This window comes from Ectothiorhodospira haloalkaliphila ATCC 51935, from assembly GCF_000633935.1.
GTDB classification, from domain to species: Bacteria; Pseudomonadota; Gammaproteobacteria; order Ectothiorhodospirales; family Ectothiorhodospiraceae; genus Ectothiorhodospira; species Ectothiorhodospira haloalkaliphila.
The window spans coordinates 1220523-1246156 of record NZ_KK214998.1 but is presented as its reverse complement, the minus strand read 5'-3'; the positions used below and the strand labels follow the sequence as shown (position 1 = coordinate 1246156).

Below are 25634 nucleotides of genomic sequence, written 5' to 3'. Positions count from 1 at the left end.
TGCATCACGGCGGGGAGACACCCCCAATGATGGAAGATGCGTTATAAGCCCCCAAGCCAAAGCTCAGTCCTGCGTCGGTGAGCTGGCCTCGCGGCAATAGAAATACACCAGGTTTTCGGTGTTATCCGAGAGTGGCCGACCCAGGCTGAGATAGCCCGAGCCCTTGAGGGCCACGGTCTCCTGATGAATCAGGCGCCCTTCCCCGGAGGGCTCCTGCAGGTAAGTGCCGTTGAGGCTTTGTTCAATGAGCACAAAACCCCCATCCCGGTGGACGATGCGGGCATGCTCCCGGGAGACGTGATCCTGAGGGACCACCAGGTCGCAACTGCTGCGCCGGCCCAGCAGGAAGTCATCCCTGCCCTCGTAGAGGTTGATCACCACATCCCGGTAGTGCAGCAGGAGGCTGCGCCCCTTGAGGTTGCGCAGGGCCGGGGATGAACCCTGGGCCGTGTCCAGCATGGTCACCGCTGCCCTCGGGCGCGCAGATGCACTGGAAGGCTCGGAACTCCCCAGCGGCTTGTCGCCGTTGCTGGCGCGCCGATCCAGCTGGCGACGCCGGTTGCGGGTCACCCACACCCCCTGGCTGTCCCTGAATGGGTAGGAGGGGCGTGAGTCATAGCGCCGCCGTTCTCCCTTCCTCCTGATGTCCATGTGCCTGCCTTCTGATGTCATCAGACTTTGACCGTTGGCAGAGTATAAACCAAAGCTCAAGTTCAACGTTGTGACGGACCTCGATGCGTATTGCCAATGCGTAAGCGCGTGATAGCATCGGGTCTTCAAGACCCTCTCTTTCACACGGTCACTCTCCATGTTCAGTGTGTCCAGCCTTGCTGGCCCGGGGCGCTTCAGGCCCAAGCCGAATGATCTGACCCGCCTTGCGCCCTGGGTGACGCTGGCACTGGTGATCCTGTTGGCCTGGTCCCTGGCTCGCGTGACCTGGGACATGGTGGCTCCCTCATCGGCACCCCTGTCGGCTGCTGCGTCTGCCCGCCCGGAGTCGCCTCCGATCATCACTCAGGAGCGCCGGGATGATGGTCTGGAGCGTGTGGCCCGGCTGAGTCTGTTTGGTGAGGCCGAGCGCACCGTGGAGTCGCCGCCTGTTCCCACCGAAGCCCCGGAAACCCGCCTGCGCTTGAGCCTCAAGGGTGTGATCGCCTTTGCTGATCCCGGCCTGGGTGTGGCCCTTATTTCCGGAGAGGGCACGGATGAAAGACATTATCTGGTGGGTGCCTCCCTGCCTGGCAATGCCACCCTGGAACAGGTCTTTGCGGACCGGGTGATCCTCTCCCGCCAAGGCCGTTTCGAGATGCTGCGACTGCCCCGGGAGCAGATGGGGGAGGCTGCGGTGCAGCGAGGCGCCTCAAGGCCCACGGTCTCACAGATCGAATCATCCGATGGCAGGGCGCCCGTGGACGCGGGGCTGGCAGCGGATCTTGCCGCACGCCGTGACAACTGGCTGGAGAATCCCAACCGCTTCATGGAGGCGGTACGCATCCGCCCGGTAATGGAGCAGGGCAGCATCAAGGGCTTTTCCATCGCTCCCCGGCGCGATGCGGCCCTGTTCCGTCAGGCCGGGTTGAGGCCGGGGGACGTGGTCACCGCCATCAATGGCGTGGCCGTGGGGAGTATCGATGATCCACAGGCCCTGGCCGGGCAACTGTCCGAGGCACGTGAGGTCACCCTGGAAGTGGAACGGCAGGGGCGGGTGATGACGGTGACACTGCCCCTGGGTTCATGAAGGTGGCCCATGAGACAACCGACCCGGACCCATGCCCACGCCATCCCGACATCGGACAAGAGGACGCAACGTGCTAATTGATTTTCGGCCATGGCCCGCGACGACAATACGCCGCGCCCGCCTCTCCCTGATGGGTCTTTTGCTGCTCTGCCTGGGCGTGGCGCCCCTGCTGGCACTGGCCGGTGACAATTCGGAGGCCACCCTCAACTTCCGCGACGTGGACATCAACGCGGTGATCGATTACGTCTCCGAGGAGACCGGTACCAACTTCATCGTCGATCCCCGGGTGCGTGGACGTGTCACCCTGGTGTCGGGTCGTCCGGTGGATCGCTCGGAGTTGTACGACATCTTTCTCTCGGTGTTGCGGGTGCATGGGTTTGCCGCCATTGAGTCCGACGGCGTGGTCCGCCTGGTACCCGACGCCATCGCCAAGCAAGGTGAGGTTCCGACCATCTCCGGCCCGAGGGAGGCCCGTGGAGGTGACTACGTGACCCGCGTGATCACGGTCAACCACGTGGATGCTGCGCAACTGGTCCCCATCCTGCGCCCCCTGGTCCCGCAAAGCGGCCATCTGGCGGCGTCGCCGGAATCCAATACACTGGTGGTCTCCGATACCGCCAGCAACGTCAACCGCCTGGTGGAGATCATTGGCCGCATCGACCAGGAAAGCCGCGAGGACATGGAGGTGATCCCCCTGGAGCACGCCTCGGCCACCGAGGTGGCGCGCATCGTCACCACCATGGAGTCGGCCGAGGGTCGTCAGCGTTCCTCGGCCCAGGTGCGGGTGATCGCCGATGAGCGCACCAACAGCATCCTGCTGGGCGGTGAGCCCAAGCGTCGGGTGGCCATCCGCGCGGTGATCTCCCATCTGGATATCCCCGTGGAAGGGGGCAACACCCAGGTGGTGTACCTGCGCTATGCCAATGCCGCGGATGTGGCCGATGTCCTCTCCGGCCTGGCCGGTTCCTTCCTCTCCGGCGGTGCCGCAGATCAGGCCCCCAGCATTCACGTCCATTCCCATGAAAGCACCAATGCCGTGGTGATCAACGCCCCGCCGGATATCATCCGGGACATGCGTGCCGTCATCCGGCAACTGGATGTGCGCCGTGCCCAGGTCCTGGTGGAGGCCGTCATTGCCGAGGTGTCCACGGAGCGTGCGCGGGAACTGGGCGTGCAATGGGCCGTGGGCTCCGAGCGCGATGGCATCGGCATCCTGAACTTTCAGGGGGCCAGTCCCAGCCTGATCGGTCTGGCCGGCGGGCTGCAATCAGGCGATCTTTCCAATGTGAATTTTGGCAGCGGGCTGGCGCTGGGGGGCATTGGCTACTCGGGCCGCACCACCATCGCAGCCCTGATCAATGCCCTGGCCAGTGATTCGGCCAGCAACATCCTCTCCACCCCCAGCCTGCTCACCATGGATAACGAAGAGGCGGAGATCATCGTCGGTCAGAATGTGCCCTTCCGTTCAGGGCGTGCCATCGAGCAGTCCGGGCAGGCCTTCGATACCATTCAGCGCCAGGACGTGGGTGTGAAGCTCATGGTGAAGCCGCAGATCAACGAGGGCAATGCCGTCAAGCTGCAGATCGAGCAGGAGGTCTCCCAGGTGGCGCCCACGGTTGCCAGTCTGGACGCCGCTGATCTCATCACCAATACCCGCAGCCTGCGCACCAGTGTCATGGTGGACGATGGCGACATGGTGGTGCTGGGCGGCCTCATCGACGACGTGCTGGTGCAGAGCGAGAGCAGGGTGCCGGGGCTGGGCAGCATCCCAGGGCTGGGGCGGCTGTTCCGCTACGAGTCCTCACGCAAGGAAAAGCGTAACCTCATGGTCTTCCTGCGCCCCGTGATCGTCCGTGACCGGGCCACCCAGGCGGGGCTGACCGCCAGCAAATACAATCACATGCGCGCCGAGCAGCTCTACTCACGGGAGTTGGGGGTGTTGATGATGGGCGATGATGCCGTGCCCGTTCTGCCTGAATGGGATGAACTCCTGCACCTGCCACCCCCCTTCGAGGCCAGCAGCCAGGCCCGGGCCGCGGGCCTGTCGATCCAGCCACCGCCTTCACGCCGATGAACGCCCGTCACGAACTGGAGATCCCCGGCGAACTTATGCCGGACGCCCCGCCGGAAACGGAGTCGGCTCCGGAGATTCGGGGCGTCAGCTTCGGTTTTGCCCGTCGCCACGGGGTGGTGGTCATGGACGAGGAAGGGGCCGCCGTTCGTGTGGTCTGCCGCGAGGATGTGAGCAGTCAGAGCCTGGCGGAACTGCGCCGCCACCTGGGGCGGCCCCTGAAGCTTGAGCCGACCCCCGCCGACCGCTTCGAGGCCATCCTGCGGGCGCGCTACGAGAGCAGTGCCAACGATGCCATGCAGCTGATGGAGGGCATGGGCGAGGAAGACGACCTGGACAGCGTGGCCCAGAGCCTGGCCGAGCCCGAGGATCTGCTGGAAACGGAAGATGACGCCCCCATCATCCGCCTGATCAATGCCCTGCTCACCGAGGCCATCAAGGAGAATGCCTCGGATATCCACATCGAACCCTTCGAGGCCCGCCTGACGGTGCGCTTCCGGGTGGATGGGGTGTTGCGTGAGGTCCTGGAGCCACCCCGCATGCTGGCGCCGCTGATCATCTCCCGCATCAAGGTCATGGCCCGCCTGGACATCGCCGAGAAGCGGCTGCCACAGGATGGCCGCATCTCTCTCAAGGTGGCGGGCCGGGCCGTGGACGTGCGTGTGTCCACCCTGCCGTGTGGCCATGGGGAGCGGGTGGTGCTGCGCCTCCTGGACAAGCAGGCTGGGCGCCTGAACCTCACCCATCTGGGCATGGACCCGCACTCCCTGGAGGCCATGCAGCGGGTGATCGCTCGCCCCCACGGGATCATCCTGGTGACCGGGCCCACCGGCTCGGGCAAGACCACCACGCTATACGCGGCGCTCACCCAGCTCAACGACCGCAAGCGCAATATCCTCACCGTGGAGGACCCCATCGAGTATTACCTGGACGGTGTGGGTCAGACGCAGATCAACAGCAAGGTGGATATGACCTTTGCGCGCGGCCTCAGGGCCATCCTGCGCCAGGACCCGGACGTGGTCATGGTGGGAGAGATCCGCGATGTGGACACGGTGCACATCGCCGTGCAGGCCAGTCTCACCGGTCACCTGGTGTTTTCCACCCTGCACACCAACACCGCCGTAGGGGCCATTACGCGCCTGCGGGACATGGGGGTGGAACCCTTCCTGCTGTCCTCCACCCTGGTGGGCTTGCTGGCCCAGCGCCTGGTGCGGCTGCTCTGCCCCCATTGCCGCCAGCCCTATCAAGCCAGCGAGACCGACTGCCGCCTACTGGGGCTGACCCAAGGGGAGCGGCCTACCCTGTACCGTGCCACCGGCTGCCCCGAGTGCAATCAACTGGGCTACCGCGGGCGTACCGGGATCTATGAGCTGGTGGAGGTGGACGATGCCTTGCGCACCCTGATCCACGACGGGGCCGGTGAGCAGGCCATGGAGCGCCATGCCCGCCAGCATGGTCCCAGCATCCGTCAGGATGGGGTGCGGCGCATCCTGGCCGGGGACACCACCGTGGAAGAAGTGCTGCGCGTAACCAAGGAAGACTGAATCCCATGCCCGCCTTCGAATACACCGCCCTCAAACCCACGGGCCGCCAGGCACGGGGCGTGCTGGAGGGGGACACCCCCCGCCAGGTTCGGCAGCAACTGCGGGAAAAGGGGTTCACGCCCCTGTCCGTGGAGGCGGTGCAGCAGCGCGAGAAGCGGCGCCTTCAACTACCGGGTATTTCCCGCGGCATCAGTGCCATGGATCTGTCCCTGGTCACCCGTCAGCTGGCGACCCTGGTGCGTTCGGGGCTGCCTCTGGAAGAGGCCCTGGGCACCGTGGCGCGTCAGAGCGAGAAGGCGCGCATCCGCAGCATGCTCATGGCGGTGCGCACACGCGTGATGGAGGGTCACACTCTGGCGCGGGGGCTCGGGGATTTTCCCCATGTGTTTCCGGACATCTACCGCACCACCGTCTCCGCTGGCGAGCAGTCCGGTCACCTGGACGTGGTCCTGGACCGCCTGGCCGACTACACCGAAAACCGCCAGCAGATGCGCCAGAAGATCCAGCTGGCCCTGTTCTATCCGGCCATCCTCACCACCATGGCCCTGCTGGTGACCGTGGCCCTGCTCACCTACGTGGTGCCCGAGGTGGTACAGGTGTTCGTGGGCATCGGCCAGGAACTGCCCTGGCTCACCCGCACGCTGATTGCCGTCAGCGATGGCCTGAGGGACTATGGGCTGTATCTGCTGGGCGGTCTGGCTCTCGGGGCCCTGCTGGTGGAGCGCCTGCTGCGGCGTCCCCGCCCCCTGCATGCCTGGCATGCCCTGCTGTTGCGACTGCCGCTGGTGGGCCGGCTCACCCGGGGCATCAACACCGCGCGCTTTGCCCGAACCCTGGCCATTTTGTCCTCCAGCGGCGTGACCGTGCTGGAGGCCCTGCGCATCGCCGCCCAGGTGATGGCCAATCGCCCCATGCGTGCGGCGGTGGAAACCGTGGCCCAGCGGGTGCGCGAGGGTTCGGGCATCGGTGTGGCCCTGGAGCGCACCGGCTACTTCCCCCCCATGACCGTCCACCTCATCCGCAGCGGTGAGGCCAGCGGCGCCCTGGACGACATGCTGGACCGGGCGGCCGCCAACCAGGAGCGGGAACTGGAGACCCGCATCGCCGTGATCATGGGGGTGCTGGAGCCTTTGCTGATCCTGGTGATGGCCGTGGTGGTACTCATCATCGTCCTGGCCATCCTGCTGCCAATCTTCGAACTCAATCAGCTGGTCACCTGATGGACCGGCCCTCATTCCTCATCAAGCACGGAGAGTTGCATCCATGAGATTTCGCAGACACCCCCAACAAGGCTTCACCCTCATCGAGGTCATGGTGGTGGTGGTCATCCTGGGCATCCTGGCCGCCATCGTGGTTCCCCGCGTCATGGACCGCCCGGACGATGCCCGCATCACCAAGGCCCAGAATGATATCCGCGCCCTGGAAAGCGCCCTGAACCTGTACCGGCTGGACAACTTCACCTACCCCAGCACGGATCAGGGGCTGCAGGCGCTGGTGCAGCGTCCCTCGGGTCAGCCCGAGGCCCGAAACTGGCGCCAGGGCGGCTATATCGACCGTCTGCCCCGAGACCCGTGGGGCAACGAGTACCAATATCTGCATCCCGGCTCCCGGGGGGATTTCGATCTCTACAGCTTCGGCGCCGACGGGCGTCCAGGTGGCGAAGGCATGAACGCCGAGATCGGCAACTGGGGTGACTGACACCCGGCACAGCAGGGGCTTCACCCTGCTGGAACTGGTGGTGGTGCTGTTCATCATCGGCATCATGTTCACCTTTGCCGTCATCGCCGTGGGTGATGGGGGGCGTGATCGCATGATCGAGCAGGAGGCACGTCGCATCGTGGCCTTGATGGAGCTGGCCCGGGATGAGGGGATCCTCACCGCCGAGGAGACGGCGGCGGGCTTCTCCCGCCACGGCTACACCTTTCTGCGGGAGTTTGAGGTGGGGGAGCGCACCTATGAATGGTTGCCCCTGGAGGGCGACCGCCAACTGCGCGAGCGCAATCTGGAAGACCTGGGTCTGGAGCTGGAACTGCGTCTGGAGGGCATCGCCGTGAGCCTGGATCGCACCCTGGACAATCCGGCGCCCCATGTCTACCTGGGCATTACCGGGGAAATCACCCCCTTTGAACTGCATCTGCATGCCGACCGATCCCGTCGCCCTTATTTCATCATCGAGGGCCAGCCCAATGGCCGCATCCGTATGACCCGACCGGAAGACTGGCGATGATACGCCCATCCACCGGAAGCCTTTTCGGCAACCCCCATGGGAGCCCTTGTGGGAGCGGCCCTTGGCCGCGAAGGGTGCCGTCTCTTCGCTCTGGCCATTCGCGGCCAAGGGCCGCTCCCACAGGGTGTTTTTCTGCAGGGGTTCCCGCCGGATCACGCCGGCAATCGGGCTTCACCCTCCTGGAGGTGCTGGTGGCGGTGACCATCCTGGCCGTGGCCATGGGCGCGGTCATCAAGGTGGCCAGCGAAAACGCCCGCAATGCCGCCTATCTGCGTGACCGCACCCACGCCCACTGGGTGGCCAGCAACGTGATGGCCCGCTACCGCGCCGGCATGGAGGAGCCCGCCCGGGGCACCCGACGCGGCGCGATGATCATGGCCGAGCGGGAATGGTACTGGGAGGTGGAGATCCAGCCCCGGGATCTGGACGTGGCCGGCTACAGCCTCGGGGCCGTGCCGCGCATCCAGGTGACCGTACGCGACCAGGATGATCCGGATGCCCCCTACCTGGCCCGGCTTGCGGGGTTCCTGAATCCATGAAGCCGGCAATCTGCAGATCCGGGGCTGCTCAACAGGGCTTCACCCTCATGGAGCTGGTGGTCACCCTGGGCATCTTTGCCCTGGTGTCGGTGATGGCCTATGGCGGCCTGCGTACCGTGCTGGACGCCCAGGCCATGACGGCGGCCTCCGCCGAGCGCCTGGGGCAGGTGCAACTGGCCTTCACACTCATGGGGCGTGATCTGGAACAGATTGCCCAGCGGCCCGCCCGGGATGGCTATGGGGATTTTCGGCCGCCCTTGCGTTTTTCGGGGCTGCGCGAGCCCCCCCGTCTGGAGCTGATCCGCGCGGGTGCCCGCAGTGGCACGGGACGCAGCAGCCTGCAGCGGGTGGCCTGGGAGATGGAGCAGGGCACCCTTTACCGCCTGTACTGGTCGGCCCTGGATGGTGGCCACGAGGAGCCCACCGGGCGCATGCCCCTGCTGAGCCGGGACGATGCGGCCGCCCTGCGGGACTGGGAGGTGCGGTTTCATTACCGGGATGGCGCCGGCACCGCGGCCCTGGACTACTGGCCCCCCGCCGGCCTGGACGGGGGGCACGCCTCTCTGCCCCTGGCAGTGGAAGTGATCCTGGATCTGGACGGCATGGGCCGGGTCTCCCGGCTGTTTGCGGTGCGTTGATGAGGGGAACGCGTCCATCAGCGGCCAGACAGCGGGGCGTGGCGCTGCTCACGGCCCTGCTGGTGGTGGCGCTGGCCACCATCGCCGCGGTGTCCATGGCCACCCGACAGCATATGGATATCCGCCGCACCACCAATGTGTTCACCCACGACCAGGCCTACCAGCTCTCCCTGGGGGCCGAGGCCTACGCCCTGGCCCTGCTGGGCGAGGTGCATCGGGACAATGACGTCGATCTCCCCTGGGATGGATGTCTCTCGCCACCTATCCCTGTGGTCCTGGAGGATGCCGATCTCACCGTGTGGCTCGAGGACATGCACTGCCGCTTCAACCTGAACAACCTGGCCACCGAGGATGAAGCGGTTCACCAGGGTTTCGTGCAACTGCTGGATGCCATTTCCATGGAGGCCACCGGTGTCACCCTGGACAGTGATGGGCTCACCCGTCGCATCCGGGACTGGCTGGACCCGGAGACCGACGATCCGGGTTATCCGGCCCTGGATCCCCCTTACCTGAGTGGCAATCAGCCCATGCTCAGTCCCACGGAGCTGCGGCTGGTGCTGGATATGACGGACGAGGTCTGGCGGGAGGTGGCGCCCTATGTGACCGCCCTGCCGGAATCGGGTACCCGGATCCATCCCGTCGAGGCCCCCGAGATCCTGCTGGAGGCCTTCGAGGCGGGGCAGGAGGATGAAGATGCTGAATTCACCTCCCGATACTATCGCCTGGCGGTTCGCACCGAACTGCTGGGCCGCCGATTCGTTCTGTGCAGTCTGCTGGACATCGCCGATCAGCGCGTGATCCTGCGCGAACAGATCCCCTGTGGCCCATGAGCTGTTCAAGCCCTTGCCACGCCCCGCCCACCTGAATGACCATAAGACATACCCCAGGAGCCCGACCCCTTGACCCAGCGTCACCTGATCCTCAAACCCGACCCGGAAGCCGGCACCTGGCAGGGCCTGATCCAGGCGGCTGATGGCAGCCTCACGCTCCTGCCTCCCGACACGCCCGACGCGCTGCGGGCCAAGGCGCCGGATGCCGAGTGCCGGATACTCGCCCCCGGGGCGCGGATCCTGATCACCCGTGTCCGGATCCCCACCCGCAATGCCCGGGCGCTGCGCCGCGCATTGCCCTATGCCCTGGAAGATCAGCTGGCCGATGACGTGGAGACCCTGCATTTCGTTCCCGGTGCCCGGCATGACGATGGCAGCCTGACGGTGGCGGTGGTCGCCCACGCCGACATGACGGCCTGGATGGATGCCTTGGGCGAAGCCGGCATCCAGCCGGGCCAGGTGGTCCCGGAGACCGCCCTGCTGCCCGTCGAGGAGGATGCCTGGATACTGTGGCTGGAAGGTGACGGGGCCTGGCTGTCCACGGGGGAGGGCATGGGGGCGACCATGGAGCGGGACAACGCCGCCTTCCTGCTGCGTCGGCGTCTGCAGGAGGCCTTGGAGGAAGAGCGCCCGAGGCGGTTGAAGGTGCTGCGCCATGGCCCCGTCCGGGCCGAGGACGATGACCTGCGGGCCCTGGGCAACCCCGATGACATGGAGATCACATTCCTCGAGGCACCTTCGACGCTGATGGAACACCTGGCCTCACGCTGGCCCTCCCGCCCTCCGCTCAACCTGCTCTGTGGACCTTACAGCCCCAGGGATTCCCTGGATCATCTGTGGCGGCCCTGGCGGATCGCTGCCGGCGTGCTGCTGGCCTGGGTGGTGATCCAGTTCGTTGGCCTGGGCTGGAACCTTCAGACCCTGCGGGCCGAACAGGCCGCCCTGGAAGAACGCATGGTGGAGGTGTATCAGCAGACCTTCCCGGGCGGGCGTATTGTCGATCCCAGGCGCCAGATGGAAACGGCCCTCAGGGGCCTGTCATCGGGGCCAGACGGATCAGGCTCGGACCTGCAGGCCCTGCTCACGCGGGCCGCCCCGGCGCTGGCCAATGAGAAAGGCCTGAGCATCCAGGGCCTGCGTTACCAGGCGGGCAGGCTGGATCTGGACCTGCACCTGGCTGACCTTCAGGGCCTGGACCGTCTCAAGCAGCAACTGGAGCAGGAAGCGGGCTGGTCCGTGGATATACAGTCGGCCAGCGCCCGGGATGACCGGGTGGAGAGCCGTATCCTGATCAGGAGTTCGGGATCATGATCAAGGCATGGTGGCGTGAACAGTCGGTGCGTGATCGGCGCATCCTTGTTGTGGGTGGTCTCTTCCTCTGCGCGGCCTTGCCCTACTGGCTGGTCTGGCTGCCGCTGAGTGATCGGGTGAACTCCATGGAGCAGGACGTGGCCCGCCTGCAGGCCGATCTGGCCTGGATGGAACAGGCTGCCGGTCAGATCCGCAGCGCCCGCGGCCAGACCCAGGCGGCCCCCGCCGACATGGGTGGGCAGTCCCTGCTGGGCATCATCGACGCCACCGCCCAGTCCGGTCCCCTGGCGGGCACCCTGCGGCGGGTGCAGCCGGAGGGTGGAAACACGGTGCGTGTGTGGATGGAGAACACCCCCTTCGATGACATGCTCCTGTGGCTGGACGAGCTGCGTCGCCAGTACGGCATCCAGGTGAGCAGTCTGGTGGTGGACCGACAGTCGGCCGGCGGGCGGGTGAACGTGCGCCTGGTGCTGGAAAGCTGACACTACAAGCTCCGGGCTCAGCCGAATCCGGGCATCCATTCAACCGAAAGAGTCTCCTGGTCAAGTGTCCCTCAAGTCACCCAACTTCAAGATCTGGCACTACATCCTGGCGGGCCTGATCGCCTACCTTGCCTTCCTCCTGGCCACATTGCCCGCCACCCTGGCCCACGATGTCGCCCGTGACCGTGGCTGGTTGCCACCGGATCTTGCCGTGGAGGGGCTATCCGGTTCCGTGTGGTCCGGTGAGGCCCAGCAACTGCGCTGGGATGCGCTGGCGTTTCAGGGGCTGGCGTGGCAGGTGTCTCCCTGGCCACTGCTGCGGGGCGAGTTACGCACTCACATCCAGTTCGCCCGGCCCGGCAGTGGGGGCAGCGCGCAACTGGGCCTTCGGCCCAACGGGATTCGTCTGGAAAATCTGCGGGCAGACCTGCCGGCGGCCTACCTGGCCGATGCCTTTCTGGATTTTCCGGTGATCGTCGAGGGGCGCATCCTGGCCGACGTGCCGGTGGTGCACATCCATCACGAGGCAGGCTTCACCCGTGCCGAAGGCACCCTGGGCTGGCTGGGGGCCGCCTCGGGGCTGCCCCAGGCCATCCCCCTGGGCGACCTGCGCGCCGAGTTGAGCGCCGATGATGATGGCTGGCTCCGGGCCGTGGCCCGTGACCATGGAGGCCCGCTGTTCCTGGAGGCCACCGCTCGCCTGAGCCCGGTGGGCCCTTGGCAGATCCAGGGCCGGCTGGGTGCACGGGAACAGGCCGAACCCGGACTGGGTCAGGCCCTGAGCCTCATGGGGCGTGAGGACAGCGAAGGGCGCATCCCGCTCAACCTGAGCGGGCGGCTATGAGGGATGACCGATGCCGGTGACCCACTCGGGGTCGCCCGGTGAATCGGTGATGTCACGGACCACCCCCATCATCCCGCGGTCGATCCTATTTGCCGCCACCCGGCCGATGCGTGGGATCAATCCAGGGATCGTCCTCCGGGCCCAGGCCCGTATCCCGATCCAGTTCCACCTGGCTGATGGTCCTGCCCGGTGCCTTGATGCGCACCCACAGGCTGGCAAAGATCAGCAGGAAGTTGATCAGGCCCACCAGGATGAACGGCGCCCGCGGGTCGATCTGGTCGAACAACCGGCCGCCGATGAGCACGATCAGCAGGATGCCCAGTGCGCCACTGATATTGAAAGCCGCCAGCACCGAACCCCGTTTGGGCTTGGGTGCCTCCTGACCGATCAGTGACTGGGCCCCCAGGAACACGGCCATCTGGCCAATGCCCATCAGGATGAAGAAGGCGTAGGCATGGGTGGCCAGGGGGTTCACCAGGAAGAGCATGGCCAGATTCCCCGCCGCGGCGATGGCCATGCAAACACCCAGGGCCGTCACCCGGTTGAGACGGTCGATGATGGGCCCCAGGAAAGGCGCCGACACCAGGGCCGCCACCTGGGTGACGATGAAGATGATGGTTCCCTGCATCACCGCCTCGCCCGAGCTCATCCCCATGCCGATACCCACGGTGGTGCCCCACAGCACCACGAAGGTGGCGTTGATGGACTGATCCCCACGGGCGATGAACGCGGCCCCGTAGGAGAGCAGGATGCGGGGATTGCGTGCCTGTGCAAAGCCGGTGACCAGCAGTTCCCGCACCGGCGGCTGGGGCTCCCGACTGGGGGGCACCCCCGGTTTGAGCCCGAAACCGATCACCACGGCCGATATCGCCGCCAGGGCCGCCACCATGAGGAAGGTGTACAGGCCGGCGTCGGTGCCGCTCACCCCCATGCGCGTGAAGATGTCCGGAAATGCACCGAACATCTGCCCGATGATGACGATCCCCAATCCGTTGAGCATGCCGATGATGGCCACCAGCTTGCCCCGCGACCGTTCCGCCGGGTAGTCGGCCAGCACGGTGGACAGCGCCCCGGCGATGGCCACGATGCCCATGGCGTAGAAGATGCGATAGATGAACAGGTCATCCGCCGAGCCCGCCATGGGATACAGCACGTAGCAGGCGGCAATCAGCATGAAGCCAGCGATGTAGACGGGCCTTCGTCCGATCTTGTCGATGAGGATCCCCGCCGGTATGAACAGCAGCAGCGCCACCACCTCGGTCCAGAACACCAGGTCACCGCTGAGGGTGCCCTGCTCCTCGATGGGGATGTTCAGGTGTTCATTGAGGATGTAGGTCTGCCCGATGGTGATGAACACGATCAGGCCGATGGACACGAACCCCGCGTAGAAGAAGGTCCAGCCATGAAACGGCATGACCCCGGGCGCCAGGTAGATGGGCCCGATCCGGTGGGCACTGTGCGGGGGTTCGGATGCGGTGGTCTGGGTCATCTGAGGCTAGGCATCTCGTGGGCTCGGGAAAGTCCCACAAGATACAGGGCAAGCGGGTTGTCAGGCCAGTGGTTGGGTGGCTTTCGCGAAGGGCGGCCGAATGCTCGAGGTGAGGGTCGGGTCGATCAGATCATCAACTCACGCCTGTCGCGCGAGTCCTTGCTCTCAATGATTACCCGATTGCCGGCGCGAATCTCATCCGAGAGAAACTTTTCGTGGCCGATTGCCTGGCGCAACACCTCAGACAGCGTTAAGCCACGCTGTTCAGCGATGCTCCTGAGCGTATCCAGGGCTTCACTGCTCAGGGCGACATTTACACGTTGCTTACTCATGGCATGCACCTTACACGCGCTAATGTTGCGCCTAGTGTGCGTCTAACCGCCTCACCCTGCAATGGTGGGCCGCGCTGGAGCGCGAGGCTGCCGAGCATATGGCGTCCGGTAGGTTGAAGACCAACGCTCTGCGGTCCTGTTAGTCCCTTCCTCTGTCGTGCGCGTCGAGCGCAACGTGTTGATCAACCCGGAGCACCCCGAGTTCGGTCAGATAGAGACCGAGCTTCCTCAGCCGGTGTGGTGGGACCAGCGGCTGTTCAGTGCAGGCTGATGGCTCGGGTTTTCCCCATATCACCCGCGCGTTATCCTCCACGCATTTGATCCTGTAGGAGCGCAACGGTGCTGATGGTGCAGGGAATCGCGGGGCTGGCGGTGTTCATCGGTATCGCCTGGTTACTCAGCGAAGATCGAAGGCGCATGCCATGGCGGGCAGTGGCGGCGGGTCTTGGACTGCAGTTCGGCCTCGCGGCGCTGCTGCTATGGGTGCCGGGAGGACGCCACCTGTTCCTCTGGGCCAACGAACTGGTCATCGCCCTGAGCGAGGCCACGGAGGCGGGAACGGCCTTTGTCTTTGGCTACCTGGGCGGCGCCGAGCTGCCCTTTGAGGCCGAAGGGGCAGGGCAGGCCTTCGTCTTCGCCTTCCAGGCCTTGCCGCTGATCCTGGTCATGAGCGCCCTGTCGGCCCTGCTGTTCCACTGGCGCGTGTTGCCGCTGATCATTCGCGGTGCCTCACGGATGCTGGAGCGCAGCTTTGGCATCGGCGGCGCCCTGGGGGTGGGGACGGCGGCCAATGTCTTTCTGGGCATGGTGGAATCCCCGCTCCTGGTGCGCCCCTATCTGGCGCGCATGACCCGCAGTGAGCTGTTTGCCCTGATGACTGTGGGCATGGCCACCCTGGCGGGCACCATGCTGGTTCTCTACGCCACCTTCATCGGTCATGTGCTGGACGATGCACTGGGACACCTGATCATCGCCTCGGTCATCAGCCTGCCCGCCGCGCTGCTGATCGCGACGGTGATGGTGCCACCCACCGGCCCGGCTACTCAGGGGGCGTTGGACGAGGGGCTGGACCGGGCCGCCGGGGCCATGGATGCCATCACCCGCGGGACCCTGCGGGGCCTGGAGCTTTTGCTGCAGATCGTGGCCCTGCTGGTGGTGCTGATCGCTCTGGTGGCCCTGGCCAACGGCCTGCTGGGTCTGCTGCCCGCAATGGGAGGCGCCGACCTGAGTCTGGAGCGTCTGCTGGGCTGGGTCATGGCGCCGTTGGCATGGCTCATGGGCATTCCCTGGCCCGAGGCTCAGGTGGCTGGCTCACTGCTTGGCATCAAGACCATCCTGAACGAGATGCTGGCGTTCCTGCAGCTGGCGCAGCTGGATTCCCACGTGCTTTCCCCGCGTTCCGAACTCATCCTGATCTACGCGCTGAGCGGATTTGCCAACCTGGGCAGCCTGGGGATTCTCATCGGTGGTCTGGGGGCGATGGCGCCCGAGCGCCGCGACGAGGTGGTGGCACTGGGGATGCGCGCCCTGGTGGCCGGGACGCTGGCCACGCTGATGACCGGGGCCGTGGTGGGGTTGCTCACGCCGTGGAACGGTTGACGTGTTTTGGGTGGTGACGACCGACGCGTGGTTGACGGCGGAGGCATCGGAGCCCACAAGGGACTGGACCCGTGATCTCCCTCAAGGCTTGCCGGAAGAGCCCGAAAGTCGAATGCATTCCCAGGCAAACAGTTGACGCGTAGGTGCGGTACGCACGTCATCCGAGATGGATGCCGCGCGCGAGAAATCTGCCACCTCTCGAGTCATGTGATCACTACTGTGGAATACCGCAGTGTTGTCAGCCAGGCAAGGGCACAGAGTTCCAGTGCCAGCCTATGCCCAATCAGTACTGTTCCTGTCGCCATGGCATGCTAAGGTGTCGCCGGCCTGGCTGATGCTCCCCTGATCCCATGAAATCATCACTCCCGAATCTCTTCCTTCCCTTTGTCGCCCTGCTTGTGATGAGCCTGGTGCTGACCGGTTGCGCCAGCGTGCCCCGGGGCGAGCCCGGCGAGGTGGATTACTCGCCTCTGGAGCGTGCCCTGAACGAGCAGGACTGTGAGGCTGCGACCCAGGCACTGGAGGGTCTTGCGGATCACCAGGCAGCCCGGGCGGCGGTGATGGCCGATGCCCGGCTCGAGGTGGCGTATCTGTGCCTGTCGGACGGCGCCTTCGATGCCGCCTGGGAGCAGAGCATGGCTTTCCTGAGGGCGTTTGGGGATCATCCTCATGCCGACTATGGCTACTATCTGGCGGGTCTTTCCCGGTTTGCCGCCTGGCAGGCCCTGCATGAGGGGGGACAGGTGCCGGACCCGGACCAGGATTCGGCCGCCGCTCGGGAGGCGTTTGCGTTGTTCCGTGATCTGGTGCGGCAGTTTCCGGAGTCCGGCTATCGTGATGAAGTGGCACCGCATCTGATGGAGTTGCGGGAGGGGCTGGCTCAGGCGGAGTTACGGATTGCCCGCGCCCGTTTTGAGCAGGGGGACCACCAGCAGGCCATGGCCAGGGCGGAATATGTGAACGAGCATTTTCGTGCCACTCGTGCCCAGGGGCAGGCCCTCTTGCTGATGGCTGATGTGCTGGAAGCGCGCGGGGATGAGGCGGGGGCCGACAGGCTCCGACGCCGGGCGCCGGATATCCCGCAAGGGGATTAACCGCCGCCCCCTGCAAAGGGAACCGGGAGGGCCTGCCCTGGCCAGGGCTCTGGGCTCTCATGCCAATGTGATACCGACGTTCTGGCCCATGTGTTTTTTTGATACAGATTCACCCAGGGGGTGAGGCAGTCCGTCGAGCCATGATGCTTTCTTAATGTGTTGTTCTGAATAGTTTTTCCTGTCTTTTTCGGGCCATTGGCATGGCCCGTGCTATAGCTCCTCCACATTCTGATCATGTTCCTCTGGAGGACCCTATGGAATTTCGCAAGACAGCACTGACCTGCGCCCTCGCCACCCTGTTTGCCCTCGGCGGCACTGCTGCAGCCCAGGACTGGGGTGGCCAGCAGGGTGGGGGCGCCCAGGATGCCTCGCCGCCGGAGCACCAGGGTGCCATGCCCGGGGCAGATGTGGATCTGTCCGATGACACCATCGATGAGTTCGTGGATGCCTTCGTGGAGGTGCAGAAGGTGAACGATGAGTTCGCCCAGCGCCTGGAAAATGCTGCGGACGCCGAGCAGGCCCAGGCCCTGCATCAGGAAGCTCAGCAGGAGATGGTGGAGGCCGTTGAGGCCACCGGCATGAACGTGGAGGAATACAACGAAGTGGCCATGGCGCTACAGAACGACCCGGAATTGCTGGACCAGGTGGTCCAGATGGCCGAGGAACGCCAGTAATCACCGCGACGTTGGGAGGTCAGCCATGAAACATTCAGCGAAAGGTCTGGCCCTGCTGGCGGTGGTGCCGTTGGCAGTGATGGCCGGACAGGGTTTCGAACCCTCGGATCGTGACGCGATGGAACGGCAGCCGCCGGGTGGTGGCTTTGGCACCCCGGGTGCGGACAGCCCGCCCCCAGGGGGTGGCATGGAGCCCCCCGGTGGGGCGGCCCCTCCGCCCGGTGGCGGGCAACCAGTGCCTCCCCCGGGTGGTGAGGCCGCTCCCCCACCCGGGGGCACACAGCCTGCCCCGCCCCCCGGCGGCGGCGCCGCTCCGCCTCCACGGGGTGCCGAGCCCCCGCCGCCGGGTGACGGTGCCGGGGCACCTCCGGGTGGTGCCGCTCCGCCCCCGGGCGGGCAGCCCGGCGGAGGCATGGGGCAACCGCCCGAGCCGCCGGCTGGTGGTGGCGCGGGCGCACCGCCGCCGGCGCCGGGTGGTCAGCCCGGTGGGGGCATGGGTGACCCCCCCGCACCCCCGGGCGGTGGCATGGGCACACCCCCCGATGATGACGGGGACGGTGGCCTGGAAATGCCGCCCGCGGATCCGGAGTGATCTGATCCTCGCGCCGTGAGCATACCCCCCATGCGGGCCGTCACTCGACGGCCCGCCTCTGTTTGCGGCACCTCATTCCTCCAGGTAGGTATATCCCGACAGGCCATGATCCAGCTCGCCCAGGATCTGCTCCTGGCGGGCACGATCCAGGCCGGAATCCACCACCTTCTGCCGGTAGGCCCCCGCCAGCAGTTCCGTGTCGTAGTGCACGTAGCGCAGCAGCTCGGCCACCGTGTCCCCCTGTTCCGGCTCCACCACCTCGTAGCCCCCGTCGTCCTTGAGCACCACGTTGATGGCGTCGGTGTCGCCGAACAGGTTGTGCAGATCCCCCAGGATCTCCTGATACGCCCCCACCATGAAGATGCCCAGCAGATAATGCTCATGCTCGCGCAGTTCATGCAGCGGCAGGCTGGGCGCGGTGGTCTCGCCGTCCACGTAGCGATCCACATGACCGTCGGAGTCGCAGGTCAGGTCCTGCAGCACGGCCCGCCGGGTGGGCCGTTCGTCCAGCCGGTGCAGGGGCATGATGGGGAAGATCTGGTCGATGGCCCAGGCATCAGGGATGGACTGGAACACGGAGAAGTTGCAGAAATACTTGTCCGACAGCTTTTCATTGAGTTCATCGCCGATGTCCCGGGGCAGGCGGTCCGCTCTGGTCGCCAGCAGGCGCCGGCAGGTGGCGAAGTAGATCTGCTCGGCCAGGGCCCGGTGCTCCAGATCCAGCAGGCCGTGGGTGAACATGGAGCGCACCTCCCCCAGCCAGTCCAGCATGTTGTGGAAGACCTCGGTGGGCGCATTGTCGTCGGCCTGCTCGAACAGGCGCCACATGTCCAGTAGCACCGCCGGGGCATCCTCGTCCGGGGGCTGGATGTCGGCGGCCACCGGGGGGCGCTCAGTGTCGATCACATCGGTGATGAGCACCGCATGGTGCGCCGTGGTGGCCCGGCCCGACTCGGTGAAGATCTCCGGATGGGGCAGGTCATACTCTCGACAGGTGTTGGCCAGGATGCGTACCACGCTGCTGGCGTAATCCTGCAGGCTGTAGTTGATGGAGCACAGGTTGCGCGAGCGGGTGCCCTCGTAGTCCACGCCCAGTCCACCGCCCACGTCCACCACCTGAATGGGGGCGCCCAGACGGTGCAGCTCGGCAAAGAAGCGCGAGGCCTCGAACATGCCGGCCTGAATGTCGCGGATGTTGGCGATCTGAGAGCCCATGTGGAAATGCAGCAGTTGCATGCAGTCCAGCATGTCGTGGGCCCGCAGTTGCTCCAGAAGATGCAGGGCCTGGGCCGAGGAGAGACCGAACTTGGCTTTCTCGCCCCCGGTGTTCTGCCACTTGCCCTTGCCCACCGAGGCCAGGCGCACGCGCATCCCCAGGCAGGGCTTCACGCCCAGGTCACGGGCGGCGGCGATCACGCCCTTCAGTTCCGAGGGCTTTTCGATGACGATGTACACCCGATGCCCCAGCATCTGGCCGATCATGGCCAGGCGCAGGTATTCCCGGTCCTTGTAGCCATTGCACACGATCACGCCGCCCGGGCGCGACAGGGCCAGCACCGCCATCAGTTCCGGCTTGCTGCCCGCCTCCAGGCCCACCTTGTCCACACCATAGGTGAGGATGCGTTCCACCACGCTGCGCTGCTGGTTCACCTTGATGGGATAGACGGCGGTGTAGCGCCCGGGATACTCGCTCTCCTCGAAGGCCTGCCGGAAGGCCTGGGTGAGACGTTCCACCCGGTCGGTGAGGATGTCGGGGAAACGCACCAGCACCGGCACGTCGATGTTCATGGGCTTCACCCGGGCCACCAGGTCGTACAGGTCCACGCCGGGGTGTCCGGCATGGGCCGGCGGCCTGACGACTACCCGCCCCTGGTCATTGATATGGAAATAGCCGCCATTCCAGTGATCGATATTGTAGGTCTGGCGGGCGGATTCCGTGGTCCAGTCTGTCATGGGGAATTCTTCAGGTCTTTATGCGGGGGCCATGATAACGCAGGTGAGGGGAGGGATATCCCCATCGGGCGCGAGTTGCAGCGAAATACCCGATTCGATAGGGTGACTTCGATTGTCACGTCCAGCGACACACCGTGGTCGCGCAGGGAGATGCGACACAGGATGACCGAGGACTCACAGGCCACACGCCCGGGCGGGCATCGATTTTCAGGTTCATCAACTCAAGCATTGTGCAGGAGGAGAGACATGAAAGATCGTGACCACACCGTGAGCCGCCGTGGTTTCCTGAAGTTTGGCGCCTATGGCCTGCTGGCCGTGCCTGTGGCCGGCCTGGGCTGGAGCACCCAAGCCAAGGCCATGGAGCGTCTGGATGAGGACTCCGCCGAGGCGCAGGCCCTGGACTATGTCCACGATGCCGCCAATGCCGACCACCCCTCCTATGAGGAGGGTCAGGTCTGTGATAACTGTGATCTTTGGACCGACCCCACCGCCGAGGACTGGGGTCCCTGCGCCGTCTTCCCTGGCAAGCTGGTGGCCGCCGGCGGCTGGTGCAGCGCCTGGGTGGGCTGATTCACAGCCAACAAAGCCCCGCGGGTGGGAGCGGCCCCCGGCCGCGAATGGCGGCGGGTACAGCACCCAACCCCGCCGCCAACCCCATTCGCGGGCAGGCCCGCTCCCACATGGGGGCGTGCCATGGCTCCCGACTCCTGGCCTCAGGATAACTCCCGTGGGAGCGGCCCCCGGCCGCGAGTGGCGGCGGGCATGGCCCCTCTCAGCATTCCACACCTTCAACCCGAGCCCGGCCGGTGCGACTGATGATGATCCGCCGCCCCTTGTCGCCGTGACACAAGGACACCGTGCCCATCTGCAAGCCACCGTTGATCTGCCGGGTTTGCCCGTCCGGCCGATAGGCTATGTACCGGCTCATGGTGCCGTTCGCCTCGATGCTCACGGCAGCCGGTGGACCACCGTACACCCGTAATACCTCGCCAGGTTCGGAAATGTCTGCCGGATACTCAGGCGCCACACGCACGATCCAGCCCACCGTATAACCATCTTCCTGGCAGTGGCTGCCATCCGCCGAGGGGCAGATCAGCACACCTTCGCCCCGTTGCACGGCTTCGGACCGGGCCAGGCGCAGGCTTGCCATGAAATCGTTGGTGGCGGTGATCAGCCGCTGCTCCTGCAGCAGGCCGGCAAAGCCGGGCAGCGCGATGGTGGCGAGTATGACGGCCACCGCGAGTGTGACCAGCAGTTCCACGAGTGTGATGCCATGTTCCCTGGGCATGGGCCTCTCTCCTTGAGGTTGCAATGACTGTTTTCTTGAGTTTGAGAGGCTAACCCCGGCGTGAGCGGACTGCAACGCAGTCGCGCTATACTCTGGGCCTTGTCAATTCCCCGGCCATCATGAGGGTAGGTACATGACAGTGGAGGATGGTGCCCTGCTGTTAGGCGCAGCGCTCACGCTTCTGGGCTACGCCCTCGTGGTGGTGGCCGGGTTTCGCCGGGAATTCCTCTGGGGGGTGATCAACCTGGTGCCCGGCGTCTCGCTGGCCTTCGTGCTGTTGCACTGGCGGCGGGCCCGGCTGGGCTTCATCGTCAGCTTGATGGGCCTGGTGGTGGTGGCTGCCGCCCTGTATGGCGGTGCAGACCGCACCGTTGAGGAAAAACTGGCCCAGCATGACATCGGCCTGGATATTCAGATGCCGGTGACCCGCCCCTGGGATGAGGAATTGCCCAACCAGGCCCTGGTGCGACAGATCGAGGAAGAGACCGGCGAGCCCCTGGAGATCATTGAGTTCGACCCCTTTGGTCCCTCCACGGCCCGACCACTGCCACCAGCGGAGAGTTTTCGGCTGGCTCCGGATGGCCAGCGTGTGCAGCGTGCCTACCGGGAGGCCATCGCTGCCGAATGGGGTGAACTGGAGGGTGAGCGTGTGCGCCTCACCCTGGCTGGAGGCGCGGTGCGCGAGGGCAATCTCATTGCCGTGACCGGCCGCTCGCTATTTGTCCAGCAGGTGGTGCAGGGCGGTCATGTGGCCTTTGAATATCGTCGCGACGATGTACGGCGCATGGAAGTCTGGGATGTGGAGGGTGCTTCGCCGCGGGTACAGCCCCGTCCCGATCCCGTGGAAGAGTTGCCGGAACCCGAAGTGATCTTTGAAGAACTGCAAACCACTGAGGAATGATGATGCAGTGCTACGTTTATCGCAGCTCGCGGCGGCAGGACACCTACGTCTATCTGCCCGCCAAGGACGATTTCTCCAACATCCCTCAAGCCTTGCTGAATGTTTTTGGCACGCCGGAGTTCGCACTGGAGTTCGTTCTCAGTCCTGATCGCCGACTGGCTCGGGAAGATCCCTCGCAGGTGCTCGCCAATCTGAAAAACCAGGGCTTTCATCTGCAGATGCCGCCGGAGAACGATCGGCCGGCGTAGCCGTTTTACTCCAGCAGTTCCGTATCCTCGTGGCTATAGGCCGGCGTACAGGCGCAGAGGATGCGCATGGGAATGTTGCCGGTGTTGCGCACCCGGTGGGCGGTGCCCGGCTCGATACGCACGGTGTCACCGGTAGTCACTGGAAATTCCTCCTGCCCCATCTGCATCATCCCCTCGCCCTGAGTGAAGTGATAGATCTCCTCCGTGATCGGGTGGCGATGCAGGGTGGTGCAAGCACCTACGTGCACCAACGCCTCCGCCAGGCTCTGTGCCCCGTCACCGTGCAGCCGGGGATGCATGAGTTCACGGATCTCCGAACCATCCTTGGTGTCGTAGGCGGCGATGTCCTCATATCGGGTTTTCATCTGTCGAATCCTCTCAGCTGCTTCCCATTCAAGAGCGGCCATTGCCTGATTCCTGAGCAAAGCCTTATTTTAGTCAGTATGATGCCTGATGCCGGCAATTGCATTGCAAGTTGGGCTTTGGATTGAAGGGCGTGACTGCCATTCGGAGAGACAGGAATGTCGTATTACCTCTACTGGGGAAAGGCACAACCGGCGGACGGCGGCGATAGCTGCCATCTTCTGCCCTATCACAGTCTGGATGTGGCAGCCGTGGGCTGGCTTTTGTTGGCTCCCGGGCGACCACTGACCCGGTTGCTGGCGGCGCGGCTCGATTTGCCGTCTGAAAGGCTGCGTCGAGTCCTGGTGTTTCTCTTGGGGCTGCATGATCTAGGTAAGTTTGCGCGAGCCTTTCAGGGTGTGGCGCGGCCGCAAGGCGGCGAACTGGTGCCTCCGATAGAGCGACTGGCCTATACCGAACGACACGATCGTCTGGGCGCATTGCTGTGGCAGGCGTCCTGGATCGAGTGGCTGCGGGACGGCACGCTGCGTTGGCCGGACTGCGACCTCCACCGCAAGACACGCCAGCAACTCAGCGAGACCCTTCGCGCCGTGCTGGCACCGATGTTCGGACATCACGGCCAGCCCGTCGGGGCGGGTCGGCTTGAGCTGGCAGACTTCTTCGGTGATGACTACAGTGCATCAGATTGTGAGGCTGCGCGACAGTTTGTCGCGGACTGGGCCACACTGCTCGATCCCGACTGGCCGGTTCAGCACCTTGTCTCACCGGAATGGCGGGAAGCCTTTCTCGCACTGAGTTGGACCATCGCTGGTTGGGCCACGTTAAGCGACTGGCTGGGCTCGAATCGAGATCATTTCGAGTATCGCCAGGATGAGATGGCACTGGATGATTACTGGCCACTGGCCCTCAAACGCGCTCAGCTATCGCTCCAACAGTCCGGCTTTGCCGATCCTCCCAAGCCGGTGGCCTATACCGGCCTGTCCCATTGGTTCGGCGGCGAGTCGGTGACGCCAACCCCACTGCAGCGCAAAGCAGAAACCCTGACTATCGGGGACGGTCCCCAGCTCTTCATCCTTGAGGATGTGACTGGTTCCGGCAAGACAGAGGCGGCCTGCATTCTTGCCCAGCGTCTTCTCGCGGCGGGACATGGCGAGGGGTTGTACTTCGCCCTGCCGACCATGGCGACCTCCAATGCCATGTACCAGCGACTGGGGAACCTGCATCAACGTTTCTATGCCGCGAAGTCTCGCCCTTCCTTCGTGCTGGCTCATGGCGCCCGCGATCTGAACGATACCTTCGTGAATTCCGTGGCTTCCGAGCAGCCTGAAGACCAGGATTACGCCGCCGATGACATCACGGCGACGACATATTGCAATCGCTGGTTGGCCGATTCGCGCAAGAAGTCTCTGTTGGCCGATGTGGGGGTCGGCACCATCGATCAGGCACTGATGGGGCTGTTGCCGTTTCGGCATCAGTCGCTCCGCCTCTATGGCCTGGCGCGCAAGGTGCTGATTGTTGATGAGGTGCATGCCTATGACCATTACATGCAGACCCTTTTGCAGCAGTTGCTGACCCATCACGCCCGTCAGGGCGGGAGTGCCATCCTGCTTACGGCCACCCTGCCGCACGGCATGCGCGAGGAGCTGGCTGTGGCGTGGCGCCAGGGGTTGGGGCAGCCCCCGGCCTCGATGCGGGAACAGGCGTTCCCGCTGTTGACCCGGATCGATCATGACTCGGTGCGGGAAGTCCCGCTGTCCACGCGTCCCGAGGTGGCGCGCGAGGTGGGTGTCCATTGGCTGACAACCGAGGAGCAGGCGTTCGAGACGGTGATGGCGGCGGTGGAGGCAGGGGAGTGCGTTGCCTGGGTACGCAACACCGTGGATGACGCCATTCGGGCCTTCGAGCAACTGCGCGCGAGCCATCCTGACCCAGAGCGCTGCTTGCTCTTCCACAGCCGTTTCGCGATGACAGACCGTCAGCGAATTGAGTCGGATGTGATCGGGCGGCTGGGCAAGGCATCCAACCCTGATCAGCGACGCGGCCAGGTGCTGATCAGTACGCAGGTCTTCCAGGAATCACTGGATTGTGATGTTGACTACATGGTCAGTGATCTCGCACCGATCGACCTGCTGATTCAGCGGGCCGGGCGTCTTCAGCGCCATACACGTGGCCCGCGTCGTCAACCCTTGCTCGCCATTCTTGCACCGGAATGGAGCGACACGCCGGATGCCCAGTGGCTGAAGCGTACCTTGCCGGGCACTCAGGCGGTCTATCGCGATACCTCTCTATTGTGGCTGACGCAGCGCGTGTTGCGCGAGCTCGGGGCAATCCGTATGCCCGAGGAGGCGCGGACCCTGATCGAGAGCGTCTATGGGTCGGTTGCGGACCTGGTGCCGGATGGTCTGCTGGATGCGCGTTTCGAGCAGCATGGCATGAGGCGCCATGCGGTCTCGATGGCGGGTTTTAACGCCCTGTCGCTGGAGCAGGGCTACCTTCGTCATCCGGAATTTGATCAATGGCAGGAGGAGCAGGAGATCGGGACGCGCCTGGTCGATGAGCCGACGGTCAACGTTGTTTTGCTCAAGCATCGTGAAGATGGCGAGCTGACGCTCTGGGCAGAGGGGCAGCGTCACGCCGACATGCTCAGCCAGGTCAAGCTGCGCCAGAGCCAGGCTGAAAAACTGGCGGGCTTGCCCTGCGACTGCCAGCCCCGGTGGGAGGCCCTTCAAGAGCAATCCAAGGCGCTGAGCTTTACCCAGCCGTGGCTGGTCGAAGCCGATACTGCTTGCACCTATGACGGTGGATGGGGCGTGGTGTTTTCAAAGGACGGGAATCCCCGCTGACGCGGGGAACGAGCCAAAGAGTTGCTTTGAACCG

General features: G+C 65.0%; 26 protein-coding genes. 20 read left to right on the top strand and 6 right to left on the bottom strand.

Annotated elements, in window-relative coordinates:
• Positions 1 to 63: 63 nt before the first annotated feature.
• A complete protein-coding gene (locus tag ECTHA_RS0113650; protein WP_025280369.1) occupies positions 64 to 651 on the bottom strand; it encodes an FHA domain-containing protein in 588 nt (195 codons plus the stop codon).
• 157 nt (positions 652 to 808) lie between these two features.
• On the opposite strand from ECTHA_RS0113650, the gene gspC reads away from it, so the two are divergent.
• The 12 genes from gspC to ECTHA_RS0113590 all read left to right on the top strand — a co-directional run bounded on the left by gspC (position 809) and on the right by ECTHA_RS0113590 (position 12224).
• Positions 809 to 1738 carry a type II secretion system protein GspC gene (gspC, locus tag ECTHA_RS0113645; RefSeq protein ID WP_025280370.1) on the top strand — a complete coding sequence of 310 codons (930 nt, stop codon included), beginning with the start codon at positions 809 to 811 and terminating at the stop codon, positions 1736 to 1738.
• Positions 1739 to 1808: 70 nt separating this feature from the next.
• Positions 1809 to 3812 carry a type II secretion system secretin GspD gene (gene gspD, locus ECTHA_RS0113640; protein WP_239679944.1) on the top strand — a complete coding sequence of 668 codons (2004 nt, stop codon included), beginning with the start codon at positions 1809 to 1811 and terminating at the stop codon, positions 3810 to 3812.
• Between the two features lie 35 nt (positions 3813 to 3847).
• Entirely contained in the window at positions 3848 to 5353 is a 1506-nt protein-coding gene (gene gspE / locus ECTHA_RS0113635) for a type II secretion system ATPase GspE (RefSeq protein ID WP_051582707.1), read from the top strand.
• A gap of 5 nt (positions 5354 to 5358) precedes the next feature.
• On the top strand, positions 5359 to 6573 hold the full coding sequence (gene gspF, locus ECTHA_RS0113630; RefSeq protein WP_025280372.1) for a type II secretion system inner membrane protein GspF: 1215 nt from the start codon (positions 5359 to 5361) through the stop codon (positions 6571 to 6573).
• A gap of 43 nt (positions 6574 to 6616) precedes the next feature.
• Positions 6617 to 7051, top strand: coding sequence for a type II secretion system major pseudopilin GspG (gspG, locus tag ECTHA_RS0113625; RefSeq protein WP_025280373.1), 435 nt, complete (start codon positions 6617 to 6619; stop codon positions 7049 to 7051).
• Positions 7044 to 7580: a type II secretion system minor pseudopilin GspH gene (gene gspH, locus ECTHA_RS0113620; RefSeq protein ID WP_025280374.1), complete on the top strand. Its 537-nt coding sequence runs from the start codon at positions 7044 to 7046 to the stop codon at positions 7578 to 7580. The genes gspG and gspH overlap by 8 nt, the downstream gene beginning before the upstream one ends.
• Positions 7581 to 7765: 185 nt before the next feature.
• A complete protein-coding gene (gene gspI / locus ECTHA_RS20430; RefSeq protein WP_035369629.1) occupies positions 7766 to 8119 on the top strand; it encodes a type II secretion system minor pseudopilin GspI in 354 nt (117 codons plus the stop codon).
• Positions 8116 to 8757: a type II secretion system minor pseudopilin GspJ gene (gene gspJ / locus ECTHA_RS0113610; protein ID WP_025280376.1), complete on the top strand. Its 642-nt coding sequence runs from the start codon at positions 8116 to 8118 to the stop codon at positions 8755 to 8757. The genes gspI and gspJ overlap by 4 nt, the downstream gene beginning before the upstream one ends.
• On the top strand, positions 8757 to 9587 hold the full coding sequence (gspK, locus tag ECTHA_RS0113605; protein WP_025280377.1) for a type II secretion system minor pseudopilin GspK: 831 nt from the start codon (positions 8757 to 8759) through the stop codon (positions 9585 to 9587). Before gspJ ends, gspK begins: the two co-directional genes overlap by 1 nt.
• A gap of 69 nt (positions 9588 to 9656) precedes the next feature.
• A complete protein-coding gene (gspL, locus tag ECTHA_RS0113600) occupies positions 9657 to 10898 on the top strand; it encodes a type II secretion system protein GspL (RefSeq protein WP_025280378.1) in 1242 nt (413 codons plus the stop codon).
• Complete coding sequence (gene gspM / locus ECTHA_RS0113595; protein WP_238984803.1) at positions 10895 to 11380, top strand: type II secretion system protein GspM; 486 nt, start codon at positions 10895 to 10897, stop codon at positions 11378 to 11380. Before gspL ends, gspM begins: the two co-directional genes overlap by 4 nt.
• A gap of 64 nt (positions 11381 to 11444) precedes the next feature.
• Complete coding sequence (locus ECTHA_RS0113590) at positions 11445 to 12224, top strand: type II secretion system protein N (RefSeq protein ID WP_025280380.1); 780 nt, start codon at positions 11445 to 11447, stop codon at positions 12222 to 12224.
• Between the two features lie 85 nt (positions 12225 to 12309).
• Here ECTHA_RS0113590 and ECTHA_RS0113585 read toward each other — a convergent pair whose 3' ends face one another.
• Together ECTHA_RS0113585 and ECTHA_RS0113580 are read right to left on the bottom strand one after the other, a co-directional pair.
• A complete protein-coding gene (locus ECTHA_RS0113585) occupies positions 12310 to 13713 on the bottom strand; it encodes an MFS transporter (RefSeq protein ID WP_025280381.1) in 1404 nt (467 codons plus the stop codon).
• Between the two features lie 125 nt (positions 13714 to 13838).
• Complete coding sequence (locus ECTHA_RS0113580) at positions 13839 to 14045, bottom strand: ribbon-helix-helix protein, CopG family (RefSeq protein ID WP_025280382.1); 207 nt, start codon at positions 14043 to 14045, stop codon at positions 13839 to 13841.
• 345 nt (positions 14046 to 14390) lie between these two features.
• Here ECTHA_RS0113580 and ECTHA_RS0113575 point away from each other — a divergent pair, with 345 nt between their 5' ends.
• From ECTHA_RS0113575 to ECTHA_RS20145, 4 genes are all read left to right on the top strand, one after another.
• Complete coding sequence (locus ECTHA_RS0113575; protein ID WP_419397987.1) at positions 14391 to 15644, top strand: NupC/NupG family nucleoside CNT transporter; 1254 nt, start codon at positions 14391 to 14393, stop codon at positions 15642 to 15644.
• A gap of 350 nt (positions 15645 to 15994) precedes the next feature.
• The gene (locus ECTHA_RS19105) at positions 15995 to 16738 is read left to right on the top strand and encodes an outer membrane protein assembly factor BamD (protein WP_025280384.1); all 744 of its coding nucleotides are present in this window, start codon (positions 15995 to 15997) and stop codon (positions 16736 to 16738) included.
• 254 nt (positions 16739 to 16992) lie between these two features.
• Positions 16993 to 17412 carry a DUF4168 domain-containing protein gene (locus ECTHA_RS0113565; RefSeq protein WP_025280385.1) on the top strand — a complete coding sequence of 140 codons (420 nt, stop codon included), beginning with the start codon at positions 16993 to 16995 and terminating at the stop codon, positions 17410 to 17412.
• Between the two features lie 25 nt (positions 17413 to 17437).
• Positions 17438 to 18004 (top strand): hypothetical protein, encoded by a 567-nt coding sequence (locus ECTHA_RS20145; RefSeq protein ID WP_174411997.1) that lies wholly within the window; start codon positions 17438 to 17440, stop codon positions 18002 to 18004.
• Positions 18005 to 18076: 72 nt separating this feature from the next.
• Here the strand turns inward: ECTHA_RS20145 and speA are convergent, their stop codons facing one another.
• The gene (gene speA / locus ECTHA_RS0113560) at positions 18077 to 19957 is read right to left on the bottom strand and encodes a biosynthetic arginine decarboxylase (RefSeq protein ID WP_025280386.1); all 1881 of its coding nucleotides are present in this window, start codon (positions 19955 to 19957) and stop codon (positions 18077 to 18079) included.
• 246 nt (positions 19958 to 20203) lie between these two features.
• On the opposite strand from speA, the gene ECTHA_RS0113555 reads away from it, so the two are divergent.
• A complete protein-coding gene (locus ECTHA_RS0113555; RefSeq protein WP_025280387.1) occupies positions 20204 to 20527 on the top strand; it encodes a high-potential iron-sulfur protein in 324 nt (107 codons plus the stop codon).
• 202 nt (positions 20528 to 20729) lie between these two features.
• Here the strand turns inward: ECTHA_RS0113555 and ECTHA_RS0113550 are convergent, their stop codons facing one another.
• The gene (locus ECTHA_RS0113550; protein ID WP_025280388.1) at positions 20730 to 21245 is read right to left on the bottom strand and encodes a GspH/FimT family pseudopilin; all 516 of its coding nucleotides are present in this window, start codon (positions 21243 to 21245) and stop codon (positions 20730 to 20732) included.
• Between the two features lie 133 nt (positions 21246 to 21378).
• Here ECTHA_RS0113550 and ECTHA_RS0113545 point away from each other — a divergent pair, with 133 nt between their 5' ends.
• Positions 21379 to 22146, top strand: a complete 768-nt coding sequence (locus tag ECTHA_RS0113545; protein ID WP_025280389.1) for a hypothetical protein — start codon at positions 21379 to 21381, stop codon at positions 22144 to 22146.
• 2 nt (positions 22147 to 22148) lie between these two features.
• Positions 22149 to 22394 carry a YcgL domain-containing protein gene (locus ECTHA_RS0113540; protein ID WP_025280390.1) on the top strand — a complete coding sequence of 82 codons (246 nt, stop codon included), beginning with the start codon at positions 22149 to 22151 and terminating at the stop codon, positions 22392 to 22394.
• A gap of 5 nt (positions 22395 to 22399) precedes the next feature.
• Here the strand turns inward: ECTHA_RS0113540 and ECTHA_RS0113535 are convergent, their stop codons facing one another.
• Positions 22400 to 22759, bottom strand: a complete 360-nt coding sequence (locus tag ECTHA_RS0113535) for a cupin domain-containing protein (RefSeq protein ID WP_025280391.1) — start codon at positions 22757 to 22759, stop codon at positions 22400 to 22402.
• A gap of 156 nt (positions 22760 to 22915) precedes the next feature.
• Here ECTHA_RS0113535 and ECTHA_RS0113530 point away from each other — a divergent pair, with 156 nt between their 5' ends.
• Positions 22916 to 25600, top strand: a complete 2685-nt coding sequence (locus tag ECTHA_RS0113530) for a CRISPR-associated helicase/endonuclease Cas3 (RefSeq protein ID WP_026623806.1) — start codon at positions 22916 to 22918, stop codon at positions 25598 to 25600.
• Positions 25601 to 25634: the final 34 nt, after the last annotated feature.